This is a genomic window from Acinetobacter sp. MB5, from assembly GCF_003261585.1.
Classification (GTDB): domain Bacteria; phylum Pseudomonadota; class Gammaproteobacteria; order Pseudomonadales; family Moraxellaceae; genus Acinetobacter.
Genome location: NZ_POVU01000029.1, coordinates 1 through 16,751 on the forward strand (window position 1 = coordinate 1; position 16,751 = coordinate 16,751).

General features: G+C 43.2%; 14 protein-coding genes. 11 read left to right on the forward strand and 3 right to left on the reverse strand.

Features of this window, described 5'->3' with window-relative positions:
* The first annotated feature begins 242 nt into the window (after positions 1–242).
* The 6 genes from C1A47_RS16815 to C1A47_RS16840 all read left to right on the forward strand — a co-directional run bounded on the left by C1A47_RS16815 (position 243) and on the right by C1A47_RS16840 (position 5,479).
* The gene (locus C1A47_RS16815; RefSeq protein WP_111896177.1) at positions 243–1,145 is read left to right on the forward strand and encodes a VacJ family lipoprotein; all 903 of its coding nucleotides are present in this window, start codon (positions 243–245) and stop codon (positions 1,143–1,145) included.
* A gap of 70 nt (positions 1,146–1,215) precedes the next feature.
* Positions 1,216–2,184: an RsbU family protein phosphatase GigA gene (gene gigA, locus C1A47_RS16820; protein WP_111896178.1), complete on the forward strand. Its 969-nt coding sequence runs from the start codon at positions 1,216–1,218 to the stop codon at positions 2,182–2,184.
* Between the two features lie 113 nt (positions 2,185–2,297).
* Positions 2,298–2,819 carry an anti-anti-sigma factor GigB gene (gigB, locus tag C1A47_RS16825; RefSeq protein ID WP_111896179.1) on the forward strand — a complete coding sequence of 174 codons (522 nt, stop codon included), beginning with the start codon at positions 2,298–2,300 and terminating at the stop codon, positions 2,817–2,819.
* Positions 2,820–2,848: 29 nt separating this feature from the next.
* On the forward strand, positions 2,849–3,673 hold the full coding sequence (locus C1A47_RS16830) for a carbon-nitrogen hydrolase family protein (protein WP_111896180.1): 825 nt from the start codon (positions 2,849–2,851) through the stop codon (positions 3,671–3,673).
* 127 nt (positions 3,674–3,800) lie between these two features.
* A complete protein-coding gene (locus C1A47_RS16835) occupies positions 3,801–4,604 on the forward strand; it encodes a hypothetical protein (RefSeq protein WP_111896201.1) in 804 nt (267 codons plus the stop codon).
* 8 nt (positions 4,605–4,612) lie between these two features.
* Positions 4,613–5,479, forward strand: a complete 867-nt coding sequence (locus C1A47_RS16840; RefSeq protein ID WP_111896181.1) for a mechanosensitive ion channel family protein — start codon at positions 4,613–4,615, stop codon at positions 5,477–5,479.
* A gap of 35 nt (positions 5,480–5,514) precedes the next feature.
* Here the strand turns inward: C1A47_RS16840 and C1A47_RS16845 are convergent, their stop codons facing one another.
* Positions 5,515–8,088 carry a DUF2339 domain-containing protein gene (locus C1A47_RS16845; protein WP_111896182.1) on the reverse strand — a complete coding sequence of 858 codons (2,574 nt, stop codon included), beginning with the start codon at positions 8,086–8,088 and terminating at the stop codon, positions 5,515–5,517.
* A gap of 142 nt (positions 8,089–8,230) precedes the next feature.
* Here C1A47_RS16845 and polA point away from each other — a divergent pair, with 142 nt between their 5' ends.
* Complete coding sequence (gene polA / locus C1A47_RS16850) at positions 8,231–11,002, forward strand: DNA polymerase I (protein WP_111896183.1); 2,772 nt, start codon at positions 8,231–8,233, stop codon at positions 11,000–11,002.
* Positions 11,003–11,047: 45 nt separating this feature from the next.
* Here the strand turns inward: polA and C1A47_RS16855 are convergent, their stop codons facing one another.
* A complete protein-coding gene (locus tag C1A47_RS16855; RefSeq protein ID WP_111896184.1) occupies positions 11,048–12,058 on the reverse strand; it encodes a metallophosphoesterase in 1,011 nt (336 codons plus the stop codon).
* Between the two features lie 86 nt (positions 12,059–12,144).
* Between C1A47_RS16855 and C1A47_RS16860 the strand changes: the two genes are divergently transcribed.
* Positions 12,145–13,746 carry a phospholipase D family protein gene (locus tag C1A47_RS16860; protein ID WP_111896185.1) on the forward strand — a complete coding sequence of 534 codons (1,602 nt, stop codon included), beginning with the start codon at positions 12,145–12,147 and terminating at the stop codon, positions 13,744–13,746.
* Between the two features lie 2 nt (positions 13,747–13,748).
* Here C1A47_RS16860 and C1A47_RS16865 read toward each other — a convergent pair whose 3' ends face one another.
* A complete protein-coding gene (locus C1A47_RS16865; RefSeq protein ID WP_413772976.1) occupies positions 13,749–14,564 on the reverse strand; it encodes a lysophospholipid acyltransferase family protein in 816 nt (271 codons plus the stop codon).
* A 178-nt stretch (positions 14,565–14,742) separates the two neighbouring features.
* On the opposite strand from C1A47_RS16865, the gene C1A47_RS17705 reads away from it, so the two are divergent.
* The 3 genes from C1A47_RS17705 (at position 14,743) to C1A47_RS16875 (ending at position 16,743) form a co-directional block, all read left to right on the forward strand.
* Positions 14,743–14,883, forward strand: coding sequence for a hypothetical protein (locus tag C1A47_RS17705; RefSeq protein ID WP_162625979.1), 141 nt, complete (start codon positions 14,743–14,745; stop codon positions 14,881–14,883).
* Between the two features lie 72 nt (positions 14,884–14,955).
* On the forward strand, positions 14,956–16,287 hold the full coding sequence (hflX, locus tag C1A47_RS16870; RefSeq protein ID WP_111896187.1) for a ribosome rescue GTPase HflX: 1,332 nt from the start codon (positions 14,956–14,958) through the stop codon (positions 16,285–16,287).
* A gap of 84 nt (positions 16,288–16,371) precedes the next feature.
* Positions 16,372–16,743 carry a hypothetical protein gene (locus C1A47_RS16875; protein ID WP_111896188.1) on the forward strand — a complete coding sequence of 124 codons (372 nt, stop codon included), beginning with the start codon at positions 16,372–16,374 and terminating at the stop codon, positions 16,741–16,743.
* Positions 16,744–16,751: the final 8 nt, after the last annotated feature.

The following is a 16,751-nucleotide window of genomic DNA, read 5'->3' on the forward strand; positions in this document are numbered from 1 at the left end:
TCACCGCCGATGGATACGCATTATAGAGGATTTAAAACGTCATGCAACCCCCCAACCTGCTTTTTTTTAACAACCGCTCATTTTGTAGCCTATTTCGGCGTTTTTAGGGGTGAATAGAACAAATATTCTGCATTTTTACTGTTTTAGTCTATTTTTTTCATATGGTGATAATCACATTTCAATTTTATTCATGCTATATAATAGTTAAAATTAAATTATCTAAAATATTCTTGGAAATTCTTATGCGTCAGTTTTCTGTATTGTGGGTTTCTTTGCTTACGCTTGGAATAAGTAGTTCAGTTTTGGCAAATGAGGCAACCACCACCGATGTCAGCTCAAACCAAGCTGAATCTGTAAATAATAAAACTTCTCGCCTTAATGAGCTGAAAAGATTCTCAAAAAAAACCATTCAAGATTTGAAAGTTGATGCCAATGCAGCTCAACCCGATGAAGTTAAAGATCCATTCCAGCCTTTAAACCGTAAGATCTTCGTGTTTAATGACTATATAGATCGTCATGTGATACGTCCTATAGCTGTTCAGTACCGAGAAAAAATTCCCGCTGAAGTACGAGGTTCTTATCGAGGGTTTCGTGGCAATTTGGCAGAACCATGGAACGCAACCAATCAAATTATTCAGTGGAAACCTAAACGTGCGCTAAAAACTGTAGGCCGTTTCTTAATTAACAGTATAACGACCCTTGGCTTAGCCGATCCTGCGAGTCGTTTAGGTCTAGATCCTGAAGAAGAAAACTTTGGTACCACACTTGGTTATTATGGTGTTCCATCAGGTCCGTATCTTATGATTCCATTTCTTGGGCCAAGTACTTTACGTGATGGGTTTGGTTTTATTGTAGATAGTCAGGCTAGCCCTCAAAAATATATTCTGGAAGAAAATTACCCTGGATTATATTGGGGAGATTGGGCCTTATATGCGATTGATCTTCGCAGTTCCCTGCTCGATTTTGATAGTAATGTGCAGGGTGATCGCTATGCTGCTATTCGTGATGCCTATTTACAACGTAAACGTTTTGTCATTTCAGAGAAAAAAGGGACTGCAAATGATGTGTCATTTGTAGATGACAGTAGTAGTAATGATGGCACCGACAGCAGTTCGCCAGCTGATTCTGGTTCTACGGACAAATAAATATTTGCTATTCAGCATATTTGTTATATTTTGAAGCAAGCATTGATGTAAAAGGACTATTCTCTCATTTATGTATTTCATTCAGCCTACTCGAAAAATACCGCATTTAGACCAAGCGCTAAATGCTTTACCGAGCTTACAAATGATTCATATAGAGGATATCTCCCTTTACGATCAAAGCATCATTGCAATTGCCGATGTTCAAGATTTCTTAGAATATAAATGGACACTACCTACAATTGTACTGGCATTTGAAGATGAAGGCAGTGCTTTGGCACAGGCATGGCAAGCTGGAGCTTTGGCAGGCTGGATTTGGTATCAACTTCCTGAAAACCCAACGGAAGCCCTAAAAAAAATTGATGCGCAATACAAACGCAACCAAGATAGTCGTGATCTTCCCTCTGCTGCCATTTTACAAAAGAAACTTCTCCCAACACCTCTCGAATTGCCCAATTATCAAATTGAGTCTTTTTTCAAACCATCTGCCTATCTCTCTGGAGACTGGTATGACTACTGGAAAATCAGTGATAAGGAAATAATTTTCTATTTAGCAGATGTTTCTGGTCACGGTGTCACGAGTAGTTTACTCACTTCATGGATGGCAGCCTTTCACGGGCGTTCCAAAACACCTCGTGAACTGATCAAAAAACTCAACGGAATGTTAGTTCAGGAAAATATTGAAAAACATATCACCATGATTACGGGTATTTTAAATTTTGAAACCCATCATTTGCGTTGGTCAAGTGCTGGACATTACCCACCAGCCATTTTATTTGAACCGAATCAGCCAGCAAAAATCTTAAATACCAGTAGCTTTCCCTTAGGCTTAACTGAAGACCTCGAAGTTGAAGAATTTGAGTGTATTTTGAGCAAACAAGCACGTTTTATTATGTGTTCAGATGGTGCACTAGAACCATTTGATGGTGGTTTAAGCGAGCAATTTCAAACGCTTGTTGACCACCTACAAAATCATACATTTGAAGCACCTGCACATGTTGCCGATGACATCGCAATTTTGAGTTTGTGCCGAATAAAGTAGCTAAAAAAATCAATATCGTATCTTTTTGTAATTAATTTTCATTACTCAACCACTTGAGTCTGCCCACCCCCTATGTGATAATTTTCTAATCCTTCTCAAAAAATGGCATATATATGTCAACAGGCCATGTTGAATATGCAAGTTTGAATGGCACGCATTTTTTCAAGATTATTGGAGAAGTTCGCGCACAATCTTGTATTAGTTTAGACAAACTTTTGAGTAAGATTGAACAGCAAAGCAATGTCAAAGGTGCTGTTGTCGACTTAACTCAAACTACATTTATCGATAGTACAGTTCTTGGAATCTTAGCGAAACTTGGACTGAAGCTAAAGCAAGTTCATAACATTCAAGCTGTTATGCTATCGACCAATCCAGATATTACGACTCTCGCCAATAGCATGGGCTTAGGGCAGGTTTTTATCATGCTCAACTGTGGAGATAATAATGTCTGCACGCGTACATTGATTGATGAAAATGTGACACATAAAGCAATGCTCAACACTGTACTTGATGCGCATCGCACATTAATGGAACTCAACGATAATAACCAAAACATTTTTGAACCTTTGGTTAAGCAACTCGAAAAAGAACAAGATCAATTCGAAGAAGAAGTTGTTCATCCACATAACGCTTAATTATTAATGACAGCAAAGGATCGCTTGCCATGACTTTACTCTCTGTTGCTCAAATGAATTCTCAAAATAGCATTGAAGATAACTTCAAGCAGGTTGAGTCGCTCATTCAACAGAGTAAAGCACAGGGTGCATCCTTAATTACTTTCCCTGAAAATTTCATTTGTTTTGCTGCAGGTAAACAGCGTGAAACCGCAGAGCAATTTGAAAGTATTCAAAAGCGCCTAGAACAACTGGCACATCAATACCAGATCTGGATTATTGCAGGGACGCTGCCTTGTCCCTTTCGTCCTGATGGTACCATTGTTCCAGATGGCCGTGTTCGTACCACTAGCTTATGTATTAGCCCTGAAGGAACTGAAGCACGTTATGACAAAATTCATTTGTTTGATGTACAAGTGGCTGATGGCGTAGGTGGTTATCAGGAATCGAAGTTTTTTGAACCTGGCGATGAAGTGGTTGTTGCAAAAACCCCTTTTGGCAATATTGGCTTGATGGTCTGCTATGACTTACGCTTCCCTGAACTTGCACTCACCTTAAGACAGCGTGATGCCAATATTTTAACGGCACCTGCAGCATTTACATATACAACAGGGCAAAAACACTGGCAGTTGCTATTGCAAACTCGCGCTATGGACAGTCAATGTGCTGTGTTGGGTGCAGCACAGCAAGGCTGGCACGGCGAAAAACGTCAAACTTGGGGACACTCTGGTGCAACCAATAGCCTCGGTCAACTCTTGGCACTGGTTGAGCATGAAGGAACTCATTTGATTACTGTTGAATTTGACTTAGCAGAACAACATGCTATCCGCGAATCTATGCCGCTGATGCAGCATCGTCGACTGGTACAATTTTAATTTTTCTGTTTTTATTCAATCCGATCACGAATTGTACGTTTCCCCTCTATACGCCCGACACCGAACCCATTAAAGTGATAAATAAAGATTTTTTATCGAAGGAAGTGTTGTGCCTGATATTGACCTTATGCATGATCACTGGGAAAAGCATATAAAATGGTGGGGCGAATATCATTTTGAGCTCCATCAGAGTCGGACATGGCAATTTGGTTCATTGTTGTTTCGCCTAACGCGTGGAGCACAAGAATGGCGTATGGAATATCATCGTCCTGCCATTCAATTTGACTATGAGCAACAATGGAAGGAAATTCTAGAACCTGATTTTGCATTTCCTCAGCCTGTACACGTTGAACGCTATATGTTCCGAAAAATGGGCAATACGTTTCAACTCCTCCCTCGTCTAGCCGATCGCTCGGTCGTGATCCGTCCTGTCGACCCAATGTACATTCCTGCTGGGCAGCGTGGCTTATTGTATATCAGCACCCCTCTTTGGATTACGGGCTTTGCTGAAGGTCAACGTGAGCCATTATTCGATCTTCCTATTATTCGTCCAAAAGATACATGGTTTGGCCCAGATAAGCTTTCTGGCGAATTGTGCTATGCCACAGCCGTAGATGGTCGCACCGAATTAGAAGAACTCAAGCCCCGTGCTTTTCGAGCAGTAACACCGATCATTTTTCACAATAGCAGTCATGAACAGTTACGCTTTGACCGTATGAATGTACCAGTCCCTGCCTTGCCTTTATTTTTTAGTGAAAGTACTGGACGTTTATGGACATCACATATCAAAGTTGTGCATGAAGCACCTGAGCGTGCACCTCGCGTGCGGATAGAGAATCGAACCCCTCCCAAAGCGGGTGAAGTTGTCTATGTACATGCACCACGTATGCCTGGTGGTGCTTTTTTTAATATGTTTGACTCATTTTTTTAGGATCGTGAATGGAAAAATCACAAATTCCTCAAGACCTCCTCTCCAGTTTCAAGGAAGTGTTCACCAGTATTCCATTTAATATTGAGCGCTTAACTGATTTTATTGCCGCAGGCTTGCTCTGTCTGCTTGGCTTTGCACTGGGTCGAATTGTGTCAAATACATTTATTCGCACCATTGGCATCCGATTTAATGCGCATCAGCGGATGGTTTGGCGACGTGGAATTTTCTATACCATTTTCCTGTTTTTTGTGGTGGCAGGTTTACGTGAAGCAGGTTTAAAAGTCAGTGTTTTTCTAGGTGCAGCAGGTATTTTGACTGTAGCCTTGGGTTTTGCTTCGCAAACCTCGGCAACCAACCTGATCAGTGGTTTATTCTTGATAGGTGAAGGTTCATTTGAAGTGGGTGACACGATTCAGCTCACCTTATTACGAGGACAAACCATTGAAGGTGAAGTCATCTCGATTGATCTGCTTTCAGTGAAGCTACTGACCTTAGACAATATTTATATTCGCCTTCCCAATGAGCAACTGATTAAAACGCCCGTTTACAACCTGTCCAAATATCCAATTCGGCGTATTCCAATCACACTCGCAGTCACTTTCCATGAAAATCTGGCAAAAGTCCGCGAAGTTTTACTCACAACTGCCAAATATCATGTTTTAGTTCTTGATGATCCTAAGCCTGCCATGACAGTGACCGCATTTGGCGAATCTTCTATTGAATTGCTCTTTGCCATTTGGTGTCAGCAAGAAAATTATTTAGATGTCAAAGATGAAATGCAGGAACGTATTCGTGATGCTTTTGTAAAAAACAATATTGAAATTCCTGTTCCTAAGATTGGTTTTGTCGAATCGAATCAGTTACCAAAATCTTAATCTTTCAACTTATGAAGCTAAAAAGCATCATCAGTTTAAACTTCTGATGATGCCTTTGATGCAGGAGGCAACGGTGCCAGATAAGCAATAATCAGCATCATGACCCCTGCCCCGATAAAGGATACTACCCGCGTTAGAGTAGCACTTTGTGATAAATCCAAAAGTGCCAGCTTAAAGACTACGATTGCCAGAATACAAGCCCCCATATACCAAACTTCGCGTACGGCTTTACGACTGGCGACCGTCATTCCCACACAGGCAAGGAGCGTCCAAAGCAGTGTCAGACTCAACTGAACTGCACCGTTGTGCCAGATTTCCAAGCTCCATAACGGCGTATTCAGGACATCATGTAAGCCGCGAACCATGACACTACTTAACACCCAAAGCAGCATAAAGAACAAACTGACTTTTAGACCCTGATGCCAAGGACGTGAAGATCGACTATTTTGCTGTAACCACAGTAAGCCACACAGCATGGCGATACTTAAAATATCTATCGGATTTAGCAACGGAAAATAGTAATAGGCTTGAATGGCTTGCGTATCGAGATTCACGCAAAGCAACCAGAGCAAGCTACAAAACCAGAGTTCTGGGTGTGCTCCCCATGTTTTATTTTTTTGAATGATCACAATCCACAGCCAAACAGTCGGGAACGCACCCAATGCCAGTAATGGCGCTTGCACCCAAAAAGTCATTCCAGCCATTGCCAAACTCAACCACAATAAGAAGCTCAGCAAGCGATTGCCACTTTCCTGACGGTGTTCCCAATACAGCATTGCGCTATGTAAGATTGCACTGATCGCAAAAAACAGCATTAACCCTGTATTTTCCCAATGCTGTAAACCCTGAAAAATATGCTGCTGAGCCAATACAATACTCAATCCACACAGGGTTAATCCACTCACCAGTATTTTTTCTGTTGTCCATTCCACCGCTTGTTTTAGGGTCACAACCAGATAAAAAGCTACATACAAAATAGATGCAACCGCCAACTGCGCCAATAATCCATAGGCTTGCCAGTGGAAAATCTCCACGCTAGCACGACCACCGATATATAAAGCAAAAGCAAGGAAAAAAGTAATCGGTGGAATGGCTGTAATACGGCGCTCGGGTTGATTTTTGGTATCTAACAACAAGAAATAAACCGCAACTGCCTGAACCAACGTATAAATACAAGCACTCAGGGTTGGAAAAGAGTCATCTGACCAAATTTGATAAAATAATGCGCAGGCACTGAAGAACAGTAAAATTTCCCCAATTATTCGGCTAAAGCGATAACGCTCTGTTACGCCCCAAACAATCAGTGCTGTGCCTTGAATGACCCAACCGAGACTCGTCCAGTGTGCACCTTTTGCCAGTGGGAAAATTAGCGCAAAAAATGCAGTCGCCAACAGCATGAAACTTTTGCCGAGCAAGGACAGTTCTGTTTGTTGCTTGCGAAGCCACAAAGTTAAAGCAAAATACACCGCAGCCAGACCCGCAGAAGCCAAAGTTAAGGCTTGGGTCGATTGATGCATGATATGTGCATGTAAGGAAAAGCCGAGTACAGGCACACTAAAAATCAGACCGACATCTAAAATAGATGCATAACGTGAACGGGGTTGACGTAGCATTAACTGGCTATAACGAATGCTCAGCCAAATAAACAATGCCAAATGCAGCCATAATAAAAGATCAAGATAACTGCGCTGACTGTCAATGTCATGCATCAACACACTACCACCCGCCAAGCCGATGGTGGCAAAGAAAGCCAAATGATTAAGCAACTTCCACGACTGTACAAAATTAATCGCAGCCACCGCTAAATTCACCACCAGATAGTATTCCCACAAGAACACGGGATCTGGGCGATACTGCGGAATGAGTAACGGCGCGAGATACGCCATCCCCAATGCCAAAATCGCCAACGAAATTTCTTTTTGTTTAAGGCTGAGCCATGTGGTACTCAGCAGCAATACTGCAAGTACTGCACTGGCAATCATCAGGCTATTCATCAGCAAGAAGTGATAGGCAAAAATCAGGGTGAGGAAAATCACCGCCAAACCGACACCCTGTACAGCGACGGCAAAGCGCAAATTACGATTGCCTAGCCAATATCCTGCAATGGTCGTCACCACGCCGACAGAACCAATGGCTAACAAACGCATCCCCAGACTGACTTGCCAATATTCACTGGCAAAACGCAGCAACAACACCACACCGATCAATAACAAGGCAACCGCAACTTTCAAAATGGGATTACCCTTGACCAGCCAATCCAGCATATGCTGCCAATGCGATTCCACAGGTTGAGAGATGTGCATTGCTGGCTGAGTGTCCAAGATTTCAGCTTGCGGACTGGATTGGGCAGGAATCGGTGGAGGACTGAGTGGTGTTGGTGGAGATACAGAAGATGGTGAACCCTGCTGTTTTTCAAGATGCAATAAACGCTGTTCAAGCTGACTCACTTTATGGTCGAGTCGAAAAATCCATGCCAGTAAAATAGCTAAAGCGACCAATAAGAGTAAATAAATCCATTGTTCTAATTGAAATGCCCACTTTATTCCCACCACTGCCATAATCAAAATAAAAATCAGGCTGATGATGAAGGCTGTATTTTTCTGCAACATAGATTTCCCAATCGGCGCAGTCGTTTTGTTGATGTTAACCGATCAGCGGAACAATATAAAACAGTGGTTCACTGATCTACGTCTGCATCAAATTTAAAATTCACGTAAAATAGTCAGCAGATTAAATTCAGGAAATTGTGTAATGCCACCATTTGTTTTGGTTGATGGGTCTTATTTTTTATTTCGTGCCTACCATGCGGTACCACCACTCACCACTTCGACAGGACTCCACACCAACGCTGTACGTGGCGCAATTTCTGCCATTCAGAAACTGATTCGTCGTACTCAACCAACACATATGGCGGTCATTTTCGATACGCCTGAACCAACGTTCCGCCATAAATTATCACCGATTTATAAAGGTGACCGTCCGAGTATGCCTGACGAACTGTCACAGCAAATCCCTTATTTACATGCCTTGATTCGTTCCTTGGGAATTCCTTTGCACATGCTACCCGGTGCAGAAGCCGATGACATTATTGGAACACTGGCAAAACGTGCTGTGGTTGAAGGTCATCATGTCTTGATTTCAACGGGCGACAAGGACATGGCGCAGTTGGTCAATGACAAAGTCAAACTCGAAGACAGCTTCAAGGAACGCGTGTTGGATGTTGACGGCGTATTTGAAAAATTTGGCGTGTGGCCAAATCAGATCGTGGATTATCTGACCCTGATGGGTGACGCATCAGATGGCATTATGGGTGTGGCAGGTGTCGGTGCTAAAACCGCAGCCAAATTGCTCACCGAGTACCAAACCCTCGATAACATCATGGCGAATGCAGCCAACATTAAAGGTAAAGTCGGTAAAAGCTTACAAGAAAGTGCCGAAAGCATTAAGGTCGATCATCAACTGGCGAGCATTGTTTGCAATCTGGAATTAAACCTCGATTGGCATGAACTTAAGCTCAGCAACCCAAATGTGGATGAGCTACGTCGCTTATATACTGAACTTGAATTCCGTAACCAGTTGCAGTCGCTCGATCATCCAAATAATCCAGACAATCCAAGCTATAAAAATAGTCAATCTGCTGCACCTGTTACTGCTGAAAATACCGTAACTACATCCGTAAAAACCGAAGATGAATCGCATAGCAGCAGCCAAGATGATCAACTCGGTCAAGCACGTTATCACACCGTACTGACTGATGAAGCATGGCAACAGCTTTGGCAGCGTTTTGAAACCGCGAAGCGCTTTGCAATTGATACTGAAACCACCAGTCTCGATTATCGTACGGCGCAAATGGTTGGCTTCTCGGTCGCCTTCGATGCCCATGATGCCTACTATGTGCCATTTACCCATGACTATGAAGGTGCGCCACAACAACTCAATCGCGAGCAGATTTTGGCTCAGCTCAAGCCAGTTCTAGAAAATCCTGCGATTGAAAAAATCGGGCATCACCTGAAATATGATGCACATATCTTCACCAATCATGGCATTCATCTGCAAGGCTGGTTCTTTGACAGCATGCTGGCCTCTTATGTGCTGAATGCTTCAGCGACCCGTCATGGTATGGATGATGTCGCGCGTTTGTACTTAAGCCACCTGACCACCACCTTTGAACAAATTGCAGGTAAAGGGGCAAAACAGAAAACTTTTAACCAGATTGATTTGGAAACAGCCGCACACTATGCCGCAGAAGATGCTCATGTGACCTATCGTCTCTATGAAGTGCTGTCCGAGAAGCTTTCTGCTTTTCCTGAATTGGTCAATATTCTGCATAACATTGAAATGCCTGTGGCTGAAGTGTTAACGCAAATGGAAGAGAATGGTATTCAGCTTGATCCTGAGTTTTTAAAACAACTTAGTGAAGAATTTGCCAGCACCATGCATGAACTTGAACAGAAAGCCGAAAGCATGGCAGGCGAAAGTTTTAATATTGCTTCACCAAAACAGGTCGGTGAGATTCTGTTTGATAAACTGGCGATTAAAGGTGGCAAAAAAACCGCCACTGGACAGTACAGCACCAGTGAAAGCGTTCTGGAAAAAGTTGAACATCCGATTGCCGAAGTGATCTTGGAACATCGCGGTTTAGCAAAACTGAAAAGTACCTATACTGATCGTTTGGTGGAACAGGCCAATCCAAACTCGATGCGAGTCCATACCAGTTATCATCAGGCATTGACGGCGACAGGTCGCCTGTCTTCTTCTGATCCAAACCTGCAAAATATTCCTGTACGCGGGGAAATTGGTCGTCAGATTCGTAAAGCCTTCGTTGCCCCTGAAGGACGTGTGCTACTCGCAGCCGATTACTCGCAAATTGAACTACGTCTGATGGCGCATTTTTCTCAGGATGAAGCGCTGCTGCATGCCTTCCAACAAGGACAAGACGTGCATCGTCGTACGGCTTCGGAAGTCCTCGGCATTCCACTCGATCAAGTCACAGGTGATCAACGTCGTCAAGCCAAAGCAGTGAACTTCGGACTGCTGTATGGCATGTCTGAGTTTGGTTTAACCCGTCAACTTGGCTTTAGCCGTGAAGAATCACGCAGCTATATTGCACGTTACTTCCAACGTTACCCAGGGGTGTTGGACTATATGGAACGGACTCGTCAGATTGCACGTGAGCAAGGCTTTGTAGAAACCATTCTAGGACGTCGCCTGTATACGCCTGATATTTTGGCCAGCAACAAAATGGTGAAACAGGCTGCAGAACGTGCTGCGATTAATGCGCCACTGCAAGGTAGTGCTGCCGACATCATTAAACTAGCGATGATTGCCGTGCAAAAAATGCTGCCAGCGCAACATGCCAAGTTACTACTCCAAGTCCACGATGAATTGGTGCTTGAAGTCGATCAAGACTATGCCGCTGAACTTGCACCACAAATTCAAGATGTCATGCAATCTGTTCTGTCTCTCTCTGTACCGCTTTTAGTTGAAGTCGGACAAGGACATAACTGGGATGAAGCCCACTAATAACACACTAGCCCCATAAAAAAGCGCTCATCCCGAGCGCTTTTTTTAAATCAATTCAATCATATCTACGGTAGGTGGTACACGAAACCGAAATGGTACACCGACCATTCCTGTTCCAACTGTGACATAAACATCGGCATGCTCATGCTGATACAATCCATGTTTATGTCCTGAAATCGACACATGTTTCATAATATAACTGGTCACCCAAGGCAATTCGATCTGCCCACCATGGGTATGTCCCGACAACATCAAGGGTCGGCTTGGTAACTCGGGCACCATATCCACCGTATCGGGGTTATGCGATAAAATCACCCATGGTTTGTCTTGCGGTAAATCGGGCATAGCACGCATATCGGTTTTACCCGCCCATAGATCCCCAACGCCAATCAGGCGAAATTCATCAAACTCCACCACCTGCCCCTCAATATCAATCACATTGTTGGCTGCTAAGGCCTGTTGTAACAAACTATAGATTGGCGGGCCAGGGTATTGCTCATCATGGTTTCCCAAAACCGAATAAACAGGCGCTTGAATCTGCTTGAGAATTGCCAACTCATCAACCAGTGTATCTTCAGGTTCATACGTCCAGTCCCCAGCCACAACCACAATATCAGGCTGCTGCTGATTAATCTTTTCAACAATAATTTTGAGCTGACGTTCATTGCCTGAAAATAAACCGACATGCAAATCTGCAATGAGTGCAATTTTAAACGGATGATGGAAACTATGCGGCTCATTAATCTGATGCTGTGTGGTCTTTATCCGAACCAGATTGGGTTCGATAAAACGCGCATAAATCAGGATGCTGCTGAGCACGCCACTAAAAATCGCTTGATGCAGTGAATAATAACCTGTCATTCCCGCATAGATACTGAACAAAAATAGAGGGGGAAGCAAATAACAGGCATAAAAAACCCATAAATGGACAAAGGCTTTAAATGGATGAATTGTTTCAGTTTTAGCCTGACTTTGCCATGCATGCGCTGTTGCCCACAACGTAACGGTAAAGAAAATAATATAGAAGATTGAGATAATTGAATTAGAATTCCACATAGTTTTTCTCAGATCAATTATGAAACTAGCATGACAGCATGCGTAAGGATTGATCTATAGGTTTTTCGTGAGATCTTATAACCGACATGAGCCACTTATCACAACAATATTTTATGCCGAGTTTTTCAAAGCTAGCAGTGGCTCTTTGTATTACATTGAGCCTCACGGCGTGTAGTACCTTACCGCCACAGCAGGTACAAATCCCGCGTTATGCGCATGATGTCGATACATCACAAACGACCTTGGCGCATATGATTACGCCATTACAGCAGGCAAACCCAGGCTTAACGGGATATCATATTCTGTTCGATCCGCTTGAAGCGATTTCAACTCGACTCAACCTGATCAATAGAGCACAAAAAACGCTGGATTTACAATACTATATCTGGGATAACGATAAAATTGGCGCGCTTGCCTTATATGACATCATTCAGGCAGCTGACCGAGGTGTCAAAGTCCGTTTACTGATTGATGATAACAATGCCAAAGGCATGGAAGGTGTATTTTTAGCACTCGACCAACATAAAAACATTCAGGTCAAACTCTACAATCCCTATCGTTTCAGGCAATTCCGTGCCATGGACATGATCCTCGACCTAAAACGCATCAACCGCCGTATGCACAACAAGAGCTTTATTGTCGACAATGAAATTGCCCTGATCGGTGGTCGTAATATGAGCGACCAATATTTCAATGTCAGCGACAATTATCAGTTTTCCGATATCGACGTGATGCTGATCGGGCAAGCGGTGAATGATATTTCCAGTTCCTTCGATGCCTACTGGAACGACAGCTATGCCTATCCTGTGCGGCAAATCGTCAATGCTCAAAAGCACCGTCTTCGCTATGAAGGTTTAAAACAGCAACTGACTGAACATTATCAAAAGGCCACGGTACAAAACTATCTAGGCTTGGCTAATCGTACTTATGTATTTGATGAGTGGATGCATCATCAGATTCATTTCGATTGGGTCAAAGCACATGTAGTGAAGGACTCACCAGATAAAATTCGTGGTCAAGCCACAGGCGATGACTACTTAAAAGAACAGTTGAAAAAGGAACTGATTTCCCCACAACACAATGTAGATATTATTTCAGCCTATTTCGTTCCTGAAAAATCAGGGGCTCAAGCACTCAGTGCGATGGCTCAAAATAGCGTGCAAGTTCGTGTCCTGACCAATTCATTCAAAGCCAATGACGTTTGGCTGGTTCATGCATTTTATAGCAAGTACCGTAAAGATCTGCTCAAAAACAATGTCAAACTATATGAGTTCCTGCCCGCCCTTTCTGGAAAAGAGTTAAATCCACAGACAGAAGAAATTTCGGAAAAAGCTAAAATCAGTCTGAAAGGTTTAAGTCGTTCAAGCTTGCATGCCAAACTGATGGAGCTAGATCAAAAGCAGGTCTTTATTGGGTCATTTAACCTCGACCCACGCTCATCCAAACTCAATACTGAAATTGGGGTGGTGCTCGATAGTCCAAGTCTTGCGAAAACCATTTACGACACCATGAATCAGAATCTCGATGCGTTCAGTTATTCGCTCTCGCTTACTCCCGAAAACCAGATCAAGTGGACACTACAAACTCCAACTATTCACAAGGTATATCCGCATGAACCCCATATGAGATGGTGGCAAAACATCGGATTAAAATTCATTTCATGGTTACCAATTGAAGGCATGATGTAATCTCATGCCTGAGGTTGCTTCACCACATGTTGTTGCAACTCTTTTAAACCATTAGCCATCAGGTTTTGTACTTCTTTAGTCAGGGAGTCAATATTGTGTCCGTCCACATCAATTCGTGGCAAGAACATCAGATGCGCTGTCACTCTTGGCATTTCCAGCACTTGTTTAACATGCTCAGTAAAAGAAATGTCTCCAACATACGGTGCAACGTGATCTAGCTCCCCTCGCTGATTGACATAACAAATCAAAGCCACTTGCACAGGCTTTTGGGCTTCAAGTGCCGCTCCCAATAATCGCCCATGAATCCGTTTAATCGCAGTGCCATCCGAAGTTGTCGCTTCGGGAAAAAACAATACAGGAATATTTCTCGACAAAAAATCGGAAATTTGTTGGCGAATCCGTACTGAATCCCCTGAACCTCGTTGAATAAATAAGGTCCCGCCCCCTTTGGCTAACTTGCCCACCACAGGCCAGTGCTGTATTTCAGCTTTTGCCAAGAAAAAAACACGCGCAGCAGAACCTAGGGTTGGAATATCGAGCCATGAAACGTGGTTACTGACCCAAAGTGCAGGTTCACGAGGCGCAGGCGCTCCATACAATCGAACTTCAATATTAAATACATCACACATACGTCGGCAAAACCACTGCACATAGCGCGTATTATCGGGGTTGTTCGGATGTTTATAGAGCTGATGGCGATACACCACATAAAACCCCTCACCTACCGCCGCCACGCCATGACCAATTTTTTTGCCAAAATGAATAAAACGTGACAATCCTTTCTTTTTTACTTCGGTTGTTGAATTCTGATAGGTCATAAACATGCATAAGTCATGATGAAATGTGTTGCAACATTATAAATGAGCACGGCGATGATGCTGTAAAAAAGTTACAATCTTGATCTGAATATCCGAAAACAATGATAATAATTTTCAATTCTATTTAAAACCAAGACAGGATTATAATTAAACACTAAATCGGCAAAAGGAGAATGCCATGAATCACATGTTGAATCTTCGCCACAATAAACCTCACCACCACAATACCTTTCATCAACTCCAATGGATCGTGGGTTGCTGCATTTTATATGCAGGGCTTTTGATTTTGCTCAACAAAGTTTTCTTACTGATGCACTAAGAAATTTCTCACTCGCCTAGTCAGCGAGTTTTCTCTACAATAGATTTTTTTACGTGGTCAGTTAGGTTATTAGTGGAATATTTTGAGCGACATCAAGGCGGTGAACGGGTCATATTGGTCAGTGTTTCGGTCAACATGCTAAATGATCTTGATGGTGAAGAGTTTAGTTTACTTGCAAAATCAGCAGGTGCAGAAATTTTGCAACATATCACTGCTCAACGTGTAAAGCCCGATCCCAAACTGTTTGTCGGTTCGGGCAAAGCCGACGAGATTGCAGCATTGGTAGCTGAACTCGAAGCCGAACTGGTGATTTTCGATCACTCGCTCTCTCCTGCCCAAGAACGTAACTTGGAAAGAATTCTAAAATGTCGTGTAGTTGACCGTACAGGTTTGATTCTCGACATTTTTGCCCAGCGTGCACGCACCCACGAAGGTAAACTACAGGTTGAATTGGCTCAGCTTGAACATTTGTCTTCACGGTTGGTTCGTGGCTGGACGCACTTGGAACGACAAAAAGGTGGTATCGGCTTGCGTGGACCAGGCGAATCACAGCTTGAAACTGACCGTCGTTTACTTCGAATTCGGATGGGACAGCTCAAAGACAAACTTGAAAAAGTCCGCCAAACCCGTAGTCAGGGCCGTGCTGCTCGCCAAAAAGCGGCTATTCCAACTGTTTCTTTGGTCGGCTATACCAATGCTGGTAAATCAACGCTGTTTAATATTCTCTCTGAAAGTGAAGTCTACGCAGCAGACCAACTATTTGCCACACTCGACCCAACCTTACGGCGTTTAAATTGGGATGGTATTGGTGCGTTGGTACTTGCCGATACGGTTGGTTTCGTTCGGGATTTACCTCATTCTTTAGTCGAATCCTTTAAAGCGACACTCGAAGAAACTTTGGAAGCTACGCTACTGTTACATGTGATTGATGCAAGCAGTCCAGACATGCTCGAACAGATTGATGCGGTTGAATCTGTACTGAAAGAAATCGGTGCAGATGTGCCTGTACTTCGGGTCTATAACAAAATTGATTTAAGTGGTGACGAAGCCAAAATCATCTACGCCAAACCGCATCAGCCAGAACGCGTTTATGTCTCAGCCCATAGCCAGCAAGGCCTAACGCTGCTACGCCAAGCCGTTCAAGAATGTTTAATGGGGCAAATTCAGAACTTCCAGCTCACATTAAAACCTGCTTATGGCAAATTACGCACGCAGCTTTACGCGCTAAATGTCATTCAATCTGAACATTATGATGACCATGGCAACCTGCTCATTGATGTTGTGATTGCACCGCACAAGCTCGAAGAGCTGATTAAAAAGTTGCATTTGCCCATGAATGAAATTTTGGGTGAACGCGCAGGTCAGTTTCAGCCGCCTTTAGAAGAGTTTGAAATTAAATCTTAGATCGGTTAAAACTGGAAAAATAACGTTTTCTAGCCAAGGGGTGAACCATATGGGATCGCCCCAAAACCACGAAGATTTCAAAAAATGAATGGAATAAAAGCCATCGATTGGCCAGCTTGGATTGCCAACATTTCCCTGATTATTATCTTTCGCGAAGTTGCACTTTGGGTCATGACTCAACTGCATTTTCCAGAATTAGGCAATCTGGTCGGCCTATTAGCACTGCTCTTTACGCTGAGTGTTTGGCGTAGATTCCGTCCAATTTCACTGCGCCTCATCGACAATAACAACAAGATCATGCGTGAAAGTGCCTTTGCATTTTTACCTGTTTGTGCAGGTTCTCTCATTACACTTGTGCATATGGGCAAAGAAATTCCCTTATTTTTAACAATCTTGGTCATCAGCACCCTCATCCCGCTATGGGTCTACGCCAAAATGGCAAAACGCTGGCTATAAGGAGCAAA